We start from the raw sequence: 17,559 nt of genomic DNA on the forward strand, positions 1-17,559 counted from the left end.
TTGACGAGCGTGTTAGTAACAGTTAGATTAGTGCTGATTTTTACTTCCGCATTTACCTGAGAACTCAAAGATGGTGGCAAATAACTCTACAGCAGCTAAAACCGTTGTGAATGTGACATTGGGGGGACAAACCACATTCGCTACAACCTTTGTTCCTACTGGTGCAGCCGGAACGATAAACGGCACTCAAACAAGATTAGGCGGTTTATCTGGTGTTGTTTACGATGCAGTTAATAATGTTTACTACTCGCTTTCAGATGCACGTTCTGATAGTAATGGATTAGCACGCTTTTATACTTTTACTGCTAACTTAAATAATCTTGCCACACCCGAAATCACCTTTACCAATGCTACGCCGTTAAAGGATATTAATGGTAATTTCTTTGCAGCTAACAGTCTCAACCCAGAAGGTTTTGCCTTAACTCAAAATGGTACAGTTTTTGTCGCTTCTGAAGGTGAGGTTAATATCAATGCAGGTATTGTCATTAACCCGTTTATTAAAGAGTTTAATTTATCTACAGGGCAGGAAGTGCGATCGCTGCCCATACCGGCGAACTTTTTACCAGTCATTGTAGATACCAATAATAGCGGGACAATCAATACAGGTGACACCCAAACTTCAGGCGTGCATAATAACTTGGCATTTGAAAGTTTAACTATCACCCCTGATCAAAATACTCTATACACAGCTACAGAAACAGCCCTCTTTCAAGATGGCCCACTAATATCCGACCGTATTCGTCGTTCGCGGATTATCCAATACAATCTAATCACAGGACAGCCAGAAAAACAATACTTATACATTACTGACCTAGCAGCAGAACCACCAACTGCTGAAAGACCACTAACTGGTAATGGTTTAGTCGATTTATTAGCAATTGATAACCAGGGTACATTATTAGCGTTAGAGCGTTCTGCATCAAGTGAAAGTACAGGTGCTAATCCCAGGTACACAATTAAACTTTATGAAGTGAAGCTACAAGGGGCTACAGATATTAGTAGTCAGAATACTTTACCATCAGATATTTCTGCTATTCAACCAGTCCAAAAGCGACTGCTATTAACTCTCGATCCAAATAGTTCTGTCGGTAATGTAGAAGGGTTAGCTTTTGGCCCCACATTACAAGACGGTCGTCAGTCAATTGTCTTAGTCGCTGACAATAATTTTAACACATCAACACAAATATTATCTTTAAGCGCACAAGTCAATACCATCTCTGCAAGTATCACCCAAAGTAGTGATAACACCAGTGTTACAGAAGGTGGTGTGACTGATAGTTATACAGTTGTCCTCACAAGTCAACCCACAACAAACGTTACCATCACTATTAATCCTGGTACACAAGTGACAACCAATGTCAATCAACTTGTGTTCACACCTCAAAACTGGAATATCGCCCAAACCGTCACAGTTACAGCAGTAGATGATAACTTAGCTGAAGGCAATCACACAGGCACTATTCAACACACAGTTACGAGTAGCGATACCAATTACAACGGCATTACCATTGATAGTGTCAATGTCAGCATCACCGATAACGATATCACTCAAGGGACATCAGATCAAGATTTTCTCAGAGGCACAAACAACAACGACATCATCAACGGCTTAGACGGCAACGACTACCTCATGGGAGGTGGAGGTAATGACACACTCGATGGTGGCACTGGTAATGACTACGCATTTGGGGGCGTAGGCAATGACAGCATTAGTGGTGGCGAAGGCTTTGACTTGCTCTACGGCAACGCAGGTAATGATACTGTTTACGGTGGCGAGGGCAATGACAACCTCGATGGCGGTACTGGTGATGATATCTTAGATGGGGGAGCAGGTAATGATATTTACACGGTAGACAGTATTAACGACCAAGTGATTGAGGCAGTTGATGGAGGCATAGATAAAGTTAACTCTTTTATCGACTACACCCTAGGAGATAACCTAGAAAATCTCACTCTGTTGGGTAATGCAGTCACTGGTACTGGTAACACCCTCAATAACCACATCATCGGTAACAATACAGCTAATACCTTAAATGGTTTAGGCGGTGATGATTGGTTGATGGGTAAAGGTGGTAACGACAGACTCAATGGTGATGCTGGTAATGACCGACTTGATGGTGGTACAGGTAATGATACTCTCGATGGTGGTGCGGGTAATGATATCTACGAAGTAGATAGTGTAGAGGATGTGATTATTGAAGCAGCAGATGGAGGTATAGATACAATCATTTCTATCGTAACATTGACATTAGGGGATAACGTAGAGAACCTGAGTTTGGTAGGTAATCAAACAATAGATGGTACTGGTAATGATGCTGCTAACCGAATTATGGGTAATAATCCTAACAATACCTTGATGGGTTTGGGAGGTGATGACTATCTTTCCGGGGGGGCAGGGGATGATACACTCATTGGTGGTGCTGGTAATGATACCTTAGTCGGTGGTCGTGGTGCAGATATCTTTGATTTGACTGGTGTTCTGACTGGTGGCTTTGATACTATCGTTGATTTTAAAGTCGGTGAGGATAACATTCATCTATCTGCATCTGAGGTTAGCTTGACAGCAGGAAGCTTAGACTCTAGCTTGTTTGTATTGGGTAGGAGTGCGACTACAGAAAATCAACGCTTGATCTACAATCAAGCTCAAGGTGAACTATTTTTTGATGCTGATGGTAGTGGCGGTGCTGCACAGGTGCAAATTGCCCGGTTCTCTAATCGTGCGGCTTTAACTGCTGAGAGTTTTTTGATAGTTTAAAGCATACCAGAATCAAGAGGTGCGATCGCCTATCATAATTAAAGATAAAATGATGATGGGATAGATCCCCGACTTCTCAAAGAAGTCGGGGATCTGAGTATTCCGTTTTTTTAAGGTCAATTCAGTAGTTGGCATTGTTCATCTAATGTTGCTAAAGGATGTTCAGTGTCTAGCCATGAAACCTGTGTTTCTAACTGTTCGCAGCACTCCCGCACTAAACGTAAACCTGCATCTCGTGATAGTTCTGCCGTGGTTGGGGTGAACTCTTGCAGAATCTTAGCTTCTATACTTTGATAATGATCTAATTCTGTTCTGAGTTGGGTTAAATATTTTGCCCCTTCTCCACCGTCGGCAATGGCAAATTGCAACACAGAATCAACGTAAGCCTTAACTTGGGGATGTTTCACTCCCTCGGTAGCCGCAGCATACAACAACTCACCATTTAAATACTCAAAATCTGGTACTAAAAGTTGCTCATCTGTGAGTTCAAAGGTACAAACTTCTTTAGTTGGTTTGACTTGCAGATGGTTACTTCTAACTCGGTGAGCCAGTTTTTCCAATAATGCGATGATAGCAATAGTCACACTGGGAAAATTACTATCTATACATCTGACTTCCACTGTACCGAGTTTGTTGAGACGGATGGGATTCCAAGCTGATTTGAGTAAGCTTCCTCCTGCTGCTAAAAATAAATGACGCTCAATTCCAGCTTGATCAATTGCTTCCAACCAAGCATAATAACGTTCAAATTGCAATTCAACTAAACTTTCCACACTTTCAGCATAAGGTCTGAGTCCGCCAACAGCTTGCAAATGGGTGTATACTCCTTCCCAGCCGAAAATTTCACTGCCCCGATAACGAATTGTGTGCGCCGCTAGCCCAATTGCTTGTCCTTCATAAAACGGACACGCCCGCCCTAATGAAATCAATACCGAATCACAAGCTGTAGCTAAGTTGTAAATATTGAGTAGTTCCTCTCGCTCGGCTGGTGTAGAGTTATAGGAGACTGCCACACGCGGATCAATTACCCCTGGCGGTACTTCTAAATGTAGATGTGTCCCCGTGCATTTGCCAGCGTGTAAAAATCTATCGTAGCCGACAGTCCGCGCTTGAATGTGGTAATTAGGCTGATCGCGCATCACTGGCATGATATGTAACGGGTAGCTAGAGAGAGGATAAAGCCGTAAACCTGTTTTTCGTGCTGCGGTTAATGCCAGTTTGAGGTTTTTTAAATACTCTTTTGCTAACTCTGTACCTGTGTAAGCTGGCGGTGTGTTAATCTCCAGCATACACTTGACGAACTCTGGTACAAAGTATTGTGAATTTAAACCTTGATCTGCTGCTGTTTGGCGGCAAATTTGCAAGAATTCATCGGCGCGATCGCTAATTTCACCTGCTTCATCGACTAAAAAAAATTCTTGCTCTAGACCGATGCGACGTTTTACTATATCCATATTATTTTTTTGAATAATCTATTATTAGTTATTAAATTCCAATATCAAATTTTATCTTTTGAATTTTCATAAAAACATTTCTTAATTATATGTAAAATATAACAATTTATATAAATATGTAGTTAAATATAACATCATTGACAATTTACTAATATAAAAGTTAATGTTACTGACTTAATTGATAATACATAGCTGGACTCCAAACCCTAAAATATTCAGCAATTAATATTACAGCAATCTGGGCTAGCAAAAGAGAGTAGGGGAGGCAGTCGAAAAAAACAAGTTTGGTTTTTCCAACAGCCTCCATCATAGTTAAATATAGGCAGCTTGATCTACACGGTGGACATGGCAGAATCAACTAATTTTTTTAATTTCAAGTAGGCTTCTGGTGCTGTCAAACAATTAGAAATGTTACCATCAGGAATACAAAATTCCCAGCTATCTGCGTAATAATGAATCACAAAGGAAGGAATTAGTTTTAAATTCACTGCCTGTCTACCTAATTCTTCTGTTTTTTCTAATAAGCTCTGTTCATCGTGAAACAAGTGGGTACTCATAATCATCACACCATATCTTGACACAACTTGGTAAATATCAGGTGGTGATCGAGTTGTTGGCTTCTAACCATCACCTTCAAAGCTGTTATAAACAGAAAATGTGAGGAACTTGTGAGGAATGCTGATGATTGCTAAAAAATTTGGGCATTGGGAATTGGGTATGGGATTTTTCCCCTTTGCGCCTCAGCTTTCTCAGCTTCCTCTACAATGGGAGATGATTTTAGGAACTGGGGAGTAAATCTTGATTGGCTAAATTTTTGCTCACCAGTGTCTTAGGTAATTGTGACCCCAGCACTATAATCATGATGGTCATGTAAGAAACAAGTGCCATCCATAAAAGGTGATTATTGTGGAGATACCAGCCTGTGACAGCTAGGGGTGTAAAACCTAATCCAAAGGCTAATAAAACGGCATTACGGATGATAGCACCCGACTTTAAGCCGATGAAGTACCCTTCCAACATGAAAGCAGTTGCAGTTAATCCTAAAAGCGGTAGTAACCAAGTGACGTAAATACTGATGTTTTCGTTGATTTCTGCATGATTAGTCAAGAGTCCAAATATTGTATCTGGGAAAATTACAGATGCGATCGCAAAGCCTAGAGCAATAAATAAACTGGTAATTATAGAAATACTCAACAATGGAATCATCTTCTCGGTTGTACCTTTACCCTGAAAGTTGCCAGTTAATGTTTGCGTTGTCATCCCTACACCTTGAATTGTGAACTGACTCAACAGGGCAATTTGCAACAGTAAACCGTTTTCTGCCAAGGTAATAGTTCCCATTGTCGCGCTTAAATTTGTAAAAATGGCATAGGTAGAAATTAACACTAAAAATCGCACCAGAATATTGGTTTTCAGCACAACAGTATCTTTCAATGCCTCCCAATCAAACACTTCTTGTAAGGCGGCTGGTAGTTCTGCCCATTGAATGCTAAAACCCACCCCCAGCAAACCAGTCACTAAGGCAAGATATTGACTGATGGCTGTTGCCAATCCCGCCCCCATGCTTGCCCAACCGCACTTGACAATCATTAAATAGTCCAGCAGCACATTAGAACCATTGGCAATGACAGACATCAGCAGCACCAGACTATTCATTTCTCGCCCGGTAAACCAACCAATTAACACAAAGTTGAGCAATACAGCCGGGGCTGCCCAAATTCTCGCAGAGAAATAATCAGTTCCCGAACTTTCAATTTCTGGAGAACCACTTAAAATCAAAAACCCCATCTTTTGGATTGGGTATTGCAGCAACAGAATCAGTAACCCCAATCCTAGGGCAATTAAAACACTCCGCATCCCAACTAATAATATGGTTTTGTGGTCATCCATGCCTACAGCTTGTGCAGTTAGGGCGTTCACACTGGAACGTAAAAACTTTAACACCCGGTAAAGATAGTCAAAGAGAATAGTTGCAAGAATAACTCCCGCCAAGTGGCGAATATCTGCTAAATGTCCCAAAAAAGCAATGTCAACAATACCCGCCAAGGGTACCATCATGTTGGAAAGCACATTAATGCTTGCCATTTTGTAAAAGCGAGGTAGAAAGTCATACTGGAGTGATACTGCCGCAAATCGCATAAATTGGCTCTAATGCAGTTATTAATGGAAATTGTCACTATTTCAGTTTAGGCGACAGGGCAAGAATATACAGTTTTTTGGTGACTTATGTAAAAAATAACGCGAAGTTTCTATAAATTAACTCGCGTTATTTGCGTCAAAAAATTGTATGGTTAATCGTTATATTTAGACATATTTAGGCAGCAAGTTTTTCCTCAAGAGGAATAAAAGTCTTTTTGCTAGCACCACAGATGGGACAATGCCAATCATCAGGAATAGCTTCAAAGGGTGTACCTGCTGCAATGCCAGAATCAGGATCACCAGTTACAGGATCGTAAATCATGCTGCATTGTCTGCATATCCATTTCCGGGTATTGGGATCTTCACTAGCTACTCTGGTTGTAGGTTCGCCACCATTTAATATTTCTAAAGCTTCTGTGTAGCGATCGGCGTGGTAATTTTCGATAAACTTGAGTAAGCCGAAACGGTGGGCGGCGGCGCGGAAGGTGCCAGCGTGTTCACTGGATTCTTGAGCCTGTTTCAGAAATTCTGCGGCGGCGGGATGATCGCGATCGCGTGCAGCATCTGCGGCAAAATTAGGATACATGGTGGTGTATTCGTAGGTTTCCCCTTCAATTGCCAAAGATAAACAACGAGAAACAATTTCTCGCTTTTGTTCGTCAGTCAAAGCCTCTGGATTTTCTACAACCAATTCTGGGTGTAACAACTCAAAATGAGCAAAAGCGTGTTCGGTTTCTTGTTCGGCGGTTTCCCGAAACAGTTTAGCTAAATCTTTAAATCCTAGTTTACGTGCCACCTCAGCAAAGAATAGATATTTTCGATTCGCCATTGATTCCCCAGCAAAGGCGGCTTCTAAGTTTTGCAAAGTTGTAAAGTTTGAAAGATCCATAAATTTTCGATACCTGACAAGTAATACTTGAAATGGAAAATACAGACTCAAAAATTGAGTAGATGAGCTACCACTTGTATAATTTACATTGTTTGAGACAAATTATTTAGTCCATATTTATTTACGGATTTTTTGAATGGTGACAGGAAAATTGCAGCATCAGCCAGAAGAGGGCAGGGATATTCTGTAGCCTCTAGTGACAGAAAATAAGTTACTTTGCTTGTAGAGACGTTGCATGCAACGTCTCTACAACTAGATTTATCGGCTCAATATGGCTCACGAAACATTTAGCTTGAGAAATTACGCCAAATCAAACAACAGAAATTCTGTACCGATATCTGTGCTGATTTCTAGTTTTTCCTCTCCGTGAATTTGCACACCATCACCTGCTGTTAATTCTTCACCATGCAAAGTTGCGACACCTTGAGCAATTTGTAACCAAGCATAACGATTTGGTTTAAGGTGATAATTGACTATATCGCCCGGTTCTAAAATAGAGGCGTAGATATCCACATCTTGATGAATAGTCACAGCACCATCACGCCCATCTTTAGCCGCAACTAGGCGGAGTTGTCCGCGTTTTTCTTCAGGGGTAAACGCTTTTTGTTCATATCTGGGAGATAGTCCCGACTTGTCTGGTAAAATCCAGATTTGCAATAGGTGAAGTGGTTCAGTTTTTGAGTGATTAAATTCGCTGTGCTGAATTCCATTACCAGCACTCATAATCTGAACATCACCGGGGCGAATCACTGAACCTGTACCTAAACTGTCTTGATGTTCTACTGCACCTGATAGCACATAGGTAAGAATTTCCATGTCACGATGTCCGTGGGTAGGAAATCCGGCACCGGCAGCGATGCGATCATCATTAATCACTCTTAACGCCCGAAATCCCATGCGCTTGGGATCATAAAAATGGCTAAAGGAAAATGTATGATAACTATCGAGCCAACTAATTTGACTACGCCCACGCTCGTTACGATGATGAATTAAGTAGTTAACTGTGTTCAAAGACATGGATTTACCTCATTTGCAAATTAGAAAGTAGTGATTTAGTAATGCTAAATTCGGAGAAAATGAGTGAATGATTAATAAAAGTCTATTGCTACTTTATTGCTAAATAATTTCTATGGGTTGATTATGGTTTAACTTTGTGATTCTGTGGTTGAGGGACTGCCAGAGCAAAAAATATCCAAAATGTAGGGTGCGTCAGCACGAGAAACCCTAGCTATCCCAAGAAAATATTCATACTGACGCACCCTACTAATAGTCGATTCGGATAATTTATTTTTCGGTGTTCTCTAAATATTTTATTTCCGAGAGTTGTTTATCTAAATTTGAACTATCTAAATAGTAAAGTATGGCAATATAAAATGAAAAGTACGCACTTAAAAGTGGGATACTTACCAAAAAGATACTAATATAACTATTCTAACAAACACGATATTATACAACTAAAATGAAGCAAAGAATCGACTACCAAAAAACAAAGACGCAAAGCGGCTAATAACTGCTTTGCGTCTTGATGTCAGGTTTTTAAGAATGTTTTAAACTTTCTTCAACCAGCTAAACATGGCGCGTAAATCTTTACCAACTTCTTCAATGGGGTGTTCTGCTTCTTGACGACGCATAGCGGTGAATCCTGGTTTACCAGCTTGGTTTTCCAGGACAAATTCCCGCGCAAATTGTCCAGATTGAATCTCGCTGAGAATCTTTTTCATTTCCGCTTTGGTTTGGGCGTTGACAACGCGGGGGCCACGGGTATAATCGCCATATTCAGCAGTGTTAGAAATGCTATCACGCATGGTTGCTAAACCGCCTTCTACAACCAAGTCTACAATTAGCTTGACTTCGTGCAGACATTCAAAATACGCTAATTCTGGCTGATAACCTGCTTCTACTAAAGTTTCAAAGCCAGCTTTGATTAAGGCACTCAAACCACCGCATAATACTGCTTGTTCACCAAACAAGTCGGTTTCGGTTTCTTCGCGGAAGGTGGTTTCGAGTATACCGGCGCGAGTGCCACCGATACCTTTAGCATAAGCCATCGCGCGATCGCGTGCCTGACCACTAGCATCTTGATAGACTGCAAACAATGCTGGTACGCCTTGCCCTTGTTCGTAAGTGCGTCTGACTAAATGACCGGGGCCTTTGGGTGCTACCATGACCACATCTACATTTGCAGGTGGTACAACTTGTCCAAAGTGAATGTTAAAACCGTGGGCAAAGGCTAATACATCCCCGGCTTTCAGGTTTGGCTCAATCTCGTTCTGATAAACTGTTTTTTGGACTTCATCAGGTAGTAAGATCATGATGAAGTCAGCAGCACTAGCAGCATCTGCCACGCTTTTCACAGTTAACCCTGCTGCCTGGGCTTTTTCTGCCGACTTACTACCCGGATACAGCCCCACAATTACATTTAAACCACTATCTTTCAAATTTAGGGCGTGGGCATGACCTTGTGAACCATAGCCGATAATCGCAATGGTTTTTCCAGCCAAAAGGTCTAAATTCGCATCTGTATCATAGTACATCCGGGCCATATAAAGTATCTCCTGTCAGCAACCTGTCTCATTTATTGGCAGGTTTTTGATTGTACCTTAAATCGTGTCACCACGAATTAACTTTGGGATGGTGAAAAAAGAATTCTGTACTCAGAAGTTCGCTCAACTTCTCCCCCACCCGTCTTGATTACTTCTGAGACTGTGCAATGTTGGCGATCGCTCACATATATCGTATATCCCCAACATCGATATATTGTTGCATCAGGCTATGTCTCAAAACAAGTCTCTACCCGTTTAGGTGGTTTCTTTATATACTGGTATCAGATTACTAAAAGTGTATTTCAAATTAATTTGATGTATGTTAATGAATTACATAATGTAAAATCTCCAAAAAATCACAGCGCAACTACTCCGTAATTTCTCTAGTTGAACCATAAAACTTTAGTCTAAATGCTGTTTTTATGAAGTTTCTAACAAATTAGCACTGACTCAACAGCCTGTATTAGATACTAAGATTATTAGTCAATTCTTGAACCATGCCTGGCGACTGTTCCTTGAGTTCTGAAACTTATTTAGTACAACTTTTGAATCAAATTACATCAGTTTCCTTGCAAATTCATCAAGGAGCTAATGTTGATGAGGTTTTGAATACTACAGTCGAAGAAACGCGGAAAATCTTGGCGTGCGATCGCGTTCTCATTTACCAAATTCTACCCGACGGTGATGGTGTAATTATTTCCGAGTCTCTTGGTAGGGATGATATCACACCAGTCATGGGTCAACTGATCTATGATCCCTGCTTTGCTGAGAAGTGGATAGAACCCTATCGACAGGGGCGAGTGCAAGTGATTAACGATATTTATACTAGCCAATTGCAAACCTGTCATATCGAGTTACTGCAACACTTTCAGGTGCGGGCTAATTTGGTAGTTCCTATCTTACTCAGGCATGAGTCAACACCTCACCTCTGGGGGTTACTGATTGCTCAACAGTGTATACATCCTCGTCGGTGGCACTCCTTAGAAATCGAGCTTTTACGTCATCTAGGGATGCAGTTAGGTATCGCCCTGGAGCATACACAACAGCAACAGCACCTCCAGCATTTAGTAACCTACCGGGAACAGGAGATTACTGAGCAGAAAGCCGCTTTAGAGACATACAAACAAATAGAGAAAGAGTTGCGCTGGCAAAAAGCATTGTTACGCTCGATGACGGATACTTCTCCGTTGGCTTTTTATGTGGTAGATAACCGCACAGATAACATTCTCTATTTCAATCACCGTTTCTGTGAAATTTGGGGAATTGAACATCTAGAACACCAGATGCAGCGTGATTTATTAAAAAATAATGACATTATTCCCTATTGTGTGTCATTAATTGCAGACGTTCCCGCCTTTGCTGAATCATGCAAACCCCTACAGAGTGAAGAAAATCGCTGCATAGTGGAAGACGAAATTTTGTTTACAGATGGACGGATGATTCGCCGCTTTTCCAGTCAGATTCGGGATGTTCATGATCAATACTTTGGGCGACTCTATATTTTTGAAGATATTACCTTGCGTAAACAAACAGAAGCCGCGCTTAAAGCCAGTGAGGAACGCTGGCAATTTGCCCTAGAAGGTAATGGCGATGGGGTATGGGATTGGAACGCTGAAACTGGGGAAATCTTCTTTTCCCGTCGTTGGAAAGAAATGTTAGGGTTTGCGGAAGATGAGATTGACAGTAACCTGAGCGCATGGGAACAACTGCTACACCCAGATGATAAGACGCGAGTCTATCAGGAAATTCAAAAGCATTTTCGCGGGGAAACTCAACAGTATGTGAGTGAGTACCGCGTCAGATGCCAAAATGGTACTTACAAGTGGATTTTAGATCGGGGTAAAATTGTCACTTATACAAACAAAGGTGTTCCTCTGCGATTGATTGGCACCCATACTGATATTACTGAACGCAAGTGGATGGAAGAGGCACTCAGAGAGAGCGAAGCCCGTTACCGTTCTGTAATTACCACGATGGCGGAGGGGATTGTGCTACAGCAAGCAGATGGACAGATTATTACCTGTAATCAGAGTGCTGAGAGAATAATGGGACTGACACCTGATCAAATGATGGGGCGAGCCTTGATTGATTCGCGTTGGCGGGCGATTCACGAGGATGGCTCACCGTTTCCCGGAGAAGATTACCCGGCGATTGTTACCTTACGCACGGGAAAACCACAATTTAACGTCGTCATGGGTGTTCATCAACCTGATGGTAATCTCGTCTGGATTTCGATCAACTCCCAACCATTGTTTTATCTGCAACAATCGCAACCCTATGCGGCGGTGGTGTCATTTACGGATATCACAATGCAAAAGCAAGCAGAAAAAGCATTAAAACGGCAGGTAAGACGAGAACGCACCATCCACGCGATCGCCCAAAATATCCGTCAATCCCTCGACTTGGAACAGATTCTTAATACTACCGTGGCTGAGGTACGGCAATTTTTACAAACTGATCGCGTCGTTATCTACCGCTTTAATGCTAACTGGAGTGGTGTGGTGATTACTGAGTCTGTTGCCTCGGAGTTTTTAGCAATTCGGGAGATGGAATTTACAGATAGCTATTTTGTGGAAACCCAAGGGGGAACTTACCATCAAGGGCAAGTTAATGTTGTCTCGGATATTGACAAGGCTAATTTTACCCCCTGCCATTTAGAGTTACTACAAAAGTTACAAGTCCGAGCCAAGTTGGTGGTACCGATTTTGCAGCAACAACAAACTTGGGGGTTATTGATTGCTCACCATTGCAGCGCGCCTCGTCAGTGGCAACCTTTTGATATTGAATTGTTGACTCAACTAGCAACGCAGTTAGCGATCGCCATCCAACAGTCAGAATTGCATGAGCAACTGCAAATTGCCAACCAGCATCTACAAAACTTAGCTTTGATTGATCAATTGACACAACTAGCTAATAGACGCTGCTTTGATCAGCACCTCAATCATGAATGGCATCACCACACCTGTAAACAACGCCCATTGTCGTTAATTTTATGCGATATTGATTATTTCAAGCAATACAATGATACTTATGGTCATTCAGCCGGGGATGTTTGCCTGCAATCAGTTGCTCAAGCCCTGAAACAAGCAGCCAGACAAAGCAACGATTTAGTTGCTCGTTATGGTGGGGAAGAATTCGCCCTGATTTTACCAGACACAGACAGTGATGGCGCGATCGCAGTTGCCCAATTTGTGCAGGAAGCTATCCAAAAACGGCAAATTCCTCACGCTGCCTCTGCTGTAGCTTCATGGGTGACAGTCAGTATTGGCATTGCCACTGTCATTCCTACACCCAATATGGTAGCTCTAGACTTGATTAATGCTGCCGATCAAGCACTTTATCAAGCCAAAGCACGAGGACGCAATAATTACTACATTTATAATGGAGTCATCAATCTCTAGTCCCAAGCTGGCAAGTGGTGAGCATTGATATTAATAAATAGTTATCATATTTGTGAGGGCTAGGGAACAGGGAACAGGTAACAGGTAGCAGGTAACAGGTAGCAGGTAACAGGTAACAGGTAACAGGTAACAGGTAACAGGTAACAGGTAACAGGTAACAGGTAACAGGTAACAGAGTCAGATAAAAGTCTGCATCTTCAGTTAATCATCAGTAATTAACCGGAATTGATATGAGTGGTTTATAATATGCTGAACTCAGCCCAAAATAAAGCCAAAGAAATCATCCAAAATGTTGTTGAGACTACCCAAGAGAAAACCACTGAAATTACTGAAGAAGCTATTTTTCAAGCTGTTGATCAAGCACTCAATGTAATTGAAATAGCTAGTAAAAGAGTGCGGGAAAGAAATATACCTACAGAAAAAGTTTCCCTAGAAGTTAGCGTCAATATTATGGGATTAATTGAACTCAAAATGCAAGCTAATGTACCTAATCAAGAAGAAGTAAAAGAAGTAATCTTAGCCGTTAATCATAATTCTCATCAGTAGTCAACATTCATCCGCGTACCCTACAGGTTATTGGTAGCGTCTCATAAGAGAAGCAAGCTATATCTGCGTTTATCTGCGTTTATCTGCGTTTAATTATTTGTCTTCTCACTCTCGTTCAGGTGGGCATTGCCAACAAAGTTAAACTCAGAGTTTGAGGCAATTTCCAGCAATGCCCACCCTACACAAATGGTTGGTAAGGTGCGTCAATAAACGTATTTTTCATATCTGATGCACCCTACTAATATCCCAGTAGCGTAAATCCTGTTATTGCACAATATCAGGAATTGCTGATGGATATACAGATTCAGCGATTAACACAGGCTTATTGGTGTATTCTGCTTCGAGTTGCCTTTCAAAACCCGTATCCCAATTAAAGTCGTATTCTCTTTCAATGTCAGCAACAACAAATGGACGTAGTACACCAGTAACCACAACTTGCTCACCATCTCTCACTGGTGTTTGTCCCTGGGGATATAAAACTAATAAATCTTGCCCACCAATTAACCTGTCTTCATCAAGGGTAAAGGCATTATTACCAACAATTTCTTCAACTTCCGCAGGTACGGCAATCACCTGATTATAATATGCGCTGGGATTGGTAGTCAATGTCCCTGGCTTGACTGCGGGAGCAATAGATTGAGCGATAATAGCTGGTTTACTTTCGTATTCTCGATATAAATTTGGATCTAAATCTAGCCCGTATTCTCTTTCAATCTCGGTAATGACAAAGTTAGCCACTTTACCTGTAATTTGTAATTCTGTATTCTCAGGAAGCGCGGCTGGCTTTCCTGAAGCATTCACAACTAAAATTGTTTCACCACTTAGAAATTCATTGTCGCTAATTGTGAATGTACTGGCACTAACTTTTCTAACTGGTTCACTTCTGACACTCACAATTCTACCTAAAAGAGCGTTGGTGTTATCTGCAACTTGTTCAGTAGTCACATTGCTTTCAGATTCACCAATTTCTCTACCACCTAAGTTATTGGTACAAGCAGGAAGAAATATAATTGTCATAGCTAGAGCGATTAAACCTGTTCGTTTGCTGCTCAAGCTGCTAACAGTATGATAATGTTTATTCAACATGAAAAAATCTCCTCGTAACTTTAGCAAAGCTAATTACAAGTTCAGTTGCTAATCGGATAACACCTGACTAAAGCAGATGCAATTACTGCTTGTAATTATGGCAACGAGTAAATTGTTTGCTTTGCAGTAACACACTGATTTCATCCTAATAGGTTAAAAATTAAATGTCTTCTTTCGCAAGAATGAAAAAAAGGCATTACATCCTCGCAAAATCAATCAAGCCCAAGGTATTTGCTTGATTTATCCTGCATTTATGCAATGCCATTTTAATTTATAGACTATAGACTTATTTCATTGGTTGTAGTTTCGTCACTTTCAATTTAAAAGGCCCGACTCCAGTCTCACCAAAAGAGCGCACTCTCACAATATAAGTTCCTGTTTCATTGATGCGGGTAAACAGTAAAGAATTACTGGTACCATCAGGGCCGTCATCGTTTTCTGCTACTGTCGAACCATTGGGTGCTAACAGGGTGATGATACAATCAAAGCTATCAGAACTTAAATCAATTGCGAGATTATCGCCTTTATTCAATTTGATAGCATAATCACGAGCAAAACCACCCTGACCTGTGGGAATATCTTTTTCCGAAAGGGTATCAGTAATTTCTTTAAAATCAGTTAATACCACAGGACTATACAATTTATTTTGAGCGAAAGCGGCGGTTGAACTCATCACGATTGCCAATAATGTAGCTGGCAATAGGATAATGTTGCGTAAATTTTTATAAATATGTTTAGTGAGCATAACCAGAGATGTTCCCAAGATAACAGGGTAAGTTTGTTGATTTTTCAGAGATAGGTTGCCCATCCATTAATTTTTGGTATCTTTGTGTTTGACAGGAGTGGCGATCGCTGCTAACCCTAAAACAACAATTCCAGACTGACGCAGTATATGCACAGCAGAGCGCGCCGTAGCACCAGTAGTGTAAATGTCATCCACTAACAATACTGGGTTTTGCGGCGGGCGAGCGCGAAAATCTGAACCAATAGTAAAAGCTGCACTTAAGTTATTTTCTCGCTCCGACGCAGATAAACCAAATTGTGCTTGAGTCTCGCGCACTCTGGCTAAACCATGTTCTTTTAATTTTAATCCAGTTGTTTGACAAAAGCTGTGGGCGATTAATGCCGCTTGATTGAAACCCCGTTGTTTTTGCTTGCTGGGGTGGAGTGGGATTGGTACTACTAAAATTTGTTGCTTTTGATGAAGCGAATTTAATAACCAAGTTTCTCCCATCCATTGTCCTAAAGGACGAGCGATTTGTGGCTGACGTTCATATTTCATTACCGCGATCGCACGTTTAATTATCCCACCATACACACCCCAGCTAAACACAGGTATGGGAGGTTTCCATAAACTATGAGGGTGATGGTGTTGACATTTTTTTAACTGTCTGGTGCAGTTTTCACAAAACACACCGGATGTAGAACGTTGACACAGAGGACAATGAGATTGTAGAAATAAATCCAGAAAGCCTTTCAACATTGGTGAGAGATGACCGAGGCGTGAAACTATATTGTCTCTTAGAGGTATTTAACATACACGCGATCGCAGCGTGGAGTTTCCACACCTGTAGCTAGCTGATAGCCGTTGTGTTCATACAATTTGACTGCTTCTACCAACACGCTGGCAGTTTCAATCCAAATTTGTTCAAAACCACGGTTAGCGATCGCTGCTTCTAACTGTTGTAACAAATATTTCCCCAATCCTAAACCCCTGACGCTGGGTAAAAGATACATTTTCCTGATTTCCACGGCATTTTTACCCCGATTTACCGGATAATATGCCCCCGTACCCACTATTTGACTTTGGTGTTCAATTACCCAAAACTCGCCACCTGTGGCTAAATAAAACTCTTCGACTTCCAGCACATCACGATCTGCGCCTTTAGGTTCCCAACCCAAACCGTATTCTGATAATACGTAACTGATGATGGCGGCGGCTTTAGTGCGATCGCTTTTTTGCCAGTTACGAATTAAGAAGTCTTTGTAGTAGCTGTGCATTACCGTTTATGGGTCAGGTGTGTACAGAAAAGTCTTCTGGAAATCTTCCCGAATTTACCCAGCGAATAGCTTCTCTTGCTGATTTTAACGCAGGTGACGCAATCACAGCATGATAAATCAGAATTTCTCCAAGTTTCCCTGGTCTATAAATTTGTTTTTGGGCATCATCATTCACTTTAACTAGCAATTTTCAACTAGCAAGTCACAAACTGAAAATACCGATAGATTTCTGCTGATTCCAATCATAGAAACTGGTTATCCTAACCTCTAGCTGAGTCTGATACCATGTAATTATTAAGCGTTTCTTAACACTTCAAGTTTAAATGAGTTAAGTCATGAAGTTAAATGTGACAAGATTGCTAATTCTCGGTGTTGTCGTCCTGGCATCTGTACCTGCAATTGCTCAAAATCAAGGTAATTCCTTTTCTGGTAGAGTTCAGCGAGTCTGGGAAGATGGATTTAGGTTAAACACCGGTAATCGTGCCATCACAGTCGATACTTATGATATCTGTGGAGATAATACAACCCGGCACATATCGGCTGGTGAGCAAGTCACCGTAACAGGCGAATTTGATGGAGGCGAGTTTGATGCCTTTTCAGTCACTAAAACTAATGGCACAAGAGTTTGCCAGTAGAGGCAACAACAAAGCAACAGACACAGCGCACAAGCAAATCCCAAACCACAAATTTAATTAGCAGCAAAATCTCTGCGTACCTCTGCGCTTACATAAAATAGTGGGAAGTT

16 protein-coding genes are annotated in these 17,559 nt (G+C 41.3%); 4 read left to right on the top strand and 12 right to left on the bottom strand.

The annotated features are described in order from the left end of the window. Positions 1–70 precede the first annotated feature (70 nt). Complete coding sequence (locus A3775_RS25145; RefSeq protein WP_066426689.1) at positions 71–2,755, top strand: esterase-like activity of phytase family protein; 2,685 nt, start codon at positions 71–73, stop codon at positions 2,753–2,755. A 12-nt stretch (positions 2,756–2,767) separates the two neighbouring features. Here the strand turns inward: A3775_RS25145 and A3775_RS25320 are convergent, their stop codons facing one another. The 7 genes from A3775_RS25320 to ilvC form a co-directional block, all read right to left on the bottom strand. After that, positions 2,768–2,890, bottom strand: a complete 123-nt coding sequence (locus A3775_RS25320; protein WP_255363877.1) for a hypothetical protein — start codon at positions 2,888–2,890, stop codon at positions 2,768–2,770. Next, positions 2,872–4,209 (bottom strand): glutamate-cysteine ligase family protein, encoded by a 1,338-nt coding sequence (locus tag A3775_RS21390; protein ID WP_156481700.1) that lies wholly within the window; start codon positions 4,207–4,209, stop codon positions 2,872–2,874. The genes A3775_RS25320 and A3775_RS21390 overlap by 19 nt, the downstream gene beginning before the upstream one ends. Before the next feature lie 332 nt (positions 4,210–4,541). Continuing rightward, positions 4,542–4,766 (bottom strand): hypothetical protein, encoded by a 225-nt coding sequence (locus tag A3775_RS21395; protein ID WP_066382673.1) that lies wholly within the window; start codon positions 4,764–4,766, stop codon positions 4,542–4,544. A gap of 220 nt (positions 4,767–4,986) precedes the next feature. Continuing rightward, complete coding sequence (gene gntT, locus A3775_RS21400) at positions 4,987–6,348, bottom strand: guanitoxin biosynthesis MATE family efflux transporter GntT (protein WP_066382672.1); 1,362 nt, start codon at positions 6,346–6,348, stop codon at positions 4,987–4,989. A gap of 175 nt (positions 6,349–6,523) precedes the next feature. Beyond that, positions 6,524–7,237: a rubrerythrin family protein gene (locus tag A3775_RS21405; RefSeq protein WP_066382670.1), complete on the bottom strand. Its 714-nt coding sequence runs from the start codon at positions 7,235–7,237 to the stop codon at positions 6,524–6,526. A gap of 300 nt (positions 7,238–7,537) precedes the next feature. Continuing rightward, on the bottom strand, positions 7,538–8,254 hold the full coding sequence (locus tag A3775_RS21410) for a pirin family protein (RefSeq protein WP_066426694.1): 717 nt from the start codon (positions 8,252–8,254) through the stop codon (positions 7,538–7,540). A gap of 530 nt (positions 8,255–8,784) precedes the next feature. Next, positions 8,785–9,780, bottom strand: a complete 996-nt coding sequence (ilvC, locus tag A3775_RS21415; protein WP_066426696.1) for a ketol-acid reductoisomerase — start codon at positions 9,778–9,780, stop codon at positions 8,785–8,787. Positions 9,781–10,277: 497 nt separating this feature from the next. Here ilvC and A3775_RS21420 point away from each other — a divergent pair, with 497 nt between their 5' ends. Further along, positions 10,278–13,181 carry a diguanylate cyclase domain-containing protein gene (locus A3775_RS21420; protein ID WP_066426698.1) on the top strand — a complete coding sequence of 968 codons (2,904 nt, stop codon included), beginning with the start codon at positions 10,278–10,280 and terminating at the stop codon, positions 13,179–13,181. 246 nt (positions 13,182–13,427) lie between these two features. Beyond that, entirely contained in the window at positions 13,428–13,727 is a 300-nt protein-coding gene (locus A3775_RS21425; RefSeq protein WP_066382663.1) for a hypothetical protein, read from the top strand. 264 nt (positions 13,728–13,991) lie between these two features. On the opposite strand, the gene A3775_RS21430 is transcribed toward A3775_RS21425, so the two are convergent. From A3775_RS21430 to A3775_RS24485, 5 genes are all read right to left on the bottom strand, one after another. Further along, positions 13,992–14,813 carry a hypothetical protein gene (locus A3775_RS21430; RefSeq protein ID WP_066382662.1) on the bottom strand — a complete coding sequence of 274 codons (822 nt, stop codon included), beginning with the start codon at positions 14,811–14,813 and terminating at the stop codon, positions 13,992–13,994. A gap of 286 nt (positions 14,814–15,099) precedes the next feature. Beyond that, positions 15,100–15,558, bottom strand: a complete 459-nt coding sequence (locus tag A3775_RS21435; RefSeq protein WP_066382902.1) for a PPC domain-containing protein — start codon at positions 15,556–15,558, stop codon at positions 15,100–15,102. A 66-nt stretch (positions 15,559–15,624) separates the two neighbouring features. Beyond that, entirely contained in the window at positions 15,625–16,296 is a 672-nt protein-coding gene (locus A3775_RS21440; protein ID WP_066426700.1) for a ComF family protein, read from the bottom strand. A gap of 38 nt (positions 16,297–16,334) precedes the next feature. Continuing rightward, a complete protein-coding gene (locus tag A3775_RS21445; RefSeq protein ID WP_066382655.1) occupies positions 16,335–16,814 on the bottom strand; it encodes a GNAT family N-acetyltransferase in 480 nt (159 codons plus the stop codon). Positions 16,815–16,827: 13 nt separating this feature from the next. Then, positions 16,828–17,001, bottom strand: a complete 174-nt coding sequence (locus A3775_RS24485; RefSeq protein WP_156481701.1) for a hypothetical protein — start codon at positions 16,999–17,001, stop codon at positions 16,828–16,830. Positions 17,002–17,149: 148 nt separating this feature from the next. On the opposite strand from A3775_RS24485, the gene A3775_RS21450 reads away from it, so the two are divergent. Continuing rightward, a complete protein-coding gene (locus A3775_RS21450) occupies positions 17,150–17,449 on the top strand; it encodes a hypothetical protein (RefSeq protein ID WP_066426702.1) in 300 nt (99 codons plus the stop codon). Positions 17,450–17,559 lie beyond the last annotated feature (110 nt).

Origin of the sequence: Anabaena sp. 4-3 (assembly GCF_001597745.1) — a bacterium.
Classification (GTDB): Bacteria; Cyanobacteriota; Cyanobacteriia; order Cyanobacteriales; family Nostocaceae; genus Trichormus.

Coding starts and splice junctions, on each gene's coding strand:
- A3775_RS25145 (WP_066426689.1), top strand. CDS start 71: ATGGTGGCAAATAACTCTACAGCAGCTAAAACCGTTGTGAATGTGACA.
- A3775_RS25320 (WP_255363877.1), bottom strand. CDS start 2,890: ATGCCAACTACTGAATTGACCTTAAAAAAACGGAATACTCAGATCCCC.
- A3775_RS21390 (WP_156481700.1), bottom strand. CDS start 4,209: ATGGATATAGTAAAACGTCGCATCGGTCTAGAGCAAGAATTTTTTTTA.
- A3775_RS21395 (WP_066382673.1), bottom strand. CDS start 4,766: ATGAGTACCCACTTGTTTCACGATGAACAGAGCTTATTAGAAAAAACA.
- gntT (WP_066382672.1), bottom strand. CDS start 6,348: ATGCGATTTGCGGCAGTATCACTCCAGTATGACTTTCTACCTCGCTTT.
- A3775_RS21405 (WP_066382670.1), bottom strand. CDS start 7,237: ATGGATCTTTCAAACTTTACAACTTTGCAAAACTTAGAAGCCGCCTTT.
- A3775_RS21410 (WP_066426694.1), bottom strand. CDS start 8,254: ATGTCTTTGAACACAGTTAACTACTTAATTCATCATCGTAACGAGCGT.
- ilvC (WP_066426696.1), bottom strand. CDS start 9,780: ATGGCCCGGATGTACTATGATACAGATGCGAATTTAGACCTTTTGGCT.
- A3775_RS21420 (WP_066426698.1), top strand. CDS start 10,278: ATGCCTGGCGACTGTTCCTTGAGTTCTGAAACTTATTTAGTACAACTT.
- A3775_RS21425 (WP_066382663.1), top strand. CDS start 13,428: ATGCTGAACTCAGCCCAAAATAAAGCCAAAGAAATCATCCAAAATGTT.
- A3775_RS21430 (WP_066382662.1), bottom strand. CDS start 14,813: ATGTTGAATAAACATTATCATACTGTTAGCAGCTTGAGCAGCAAACGA.
- A3775_RS21435 (WP_066382902.1), bottom strand. CDS start 15,558: ATGCTCACTAAACATATTTATAAAAATTTACGCAACATTATCCTATTG.
- A3775_RS21440 (WP_066426700.1), bottom strand. CDS start 16,296: ATGTTGAAAGGCTTTCTGGATTTATTTCTACAATCTCATTGTCCTCTG.
- A3775_RS21445 (WP_066382655.1), bottom strand. CDS start 16,814: ATGCACAGCTACTACAAAGACTTCTTAATTCGTAACTGGCAAAAAAGC.
- A3775_RS21450 (WP_066426702.1), top strand. CDS start 17,150: ATGAAGTTAAATGTGACAAGATTGCTAATTCTCGGTGTTGTCGTCCTG.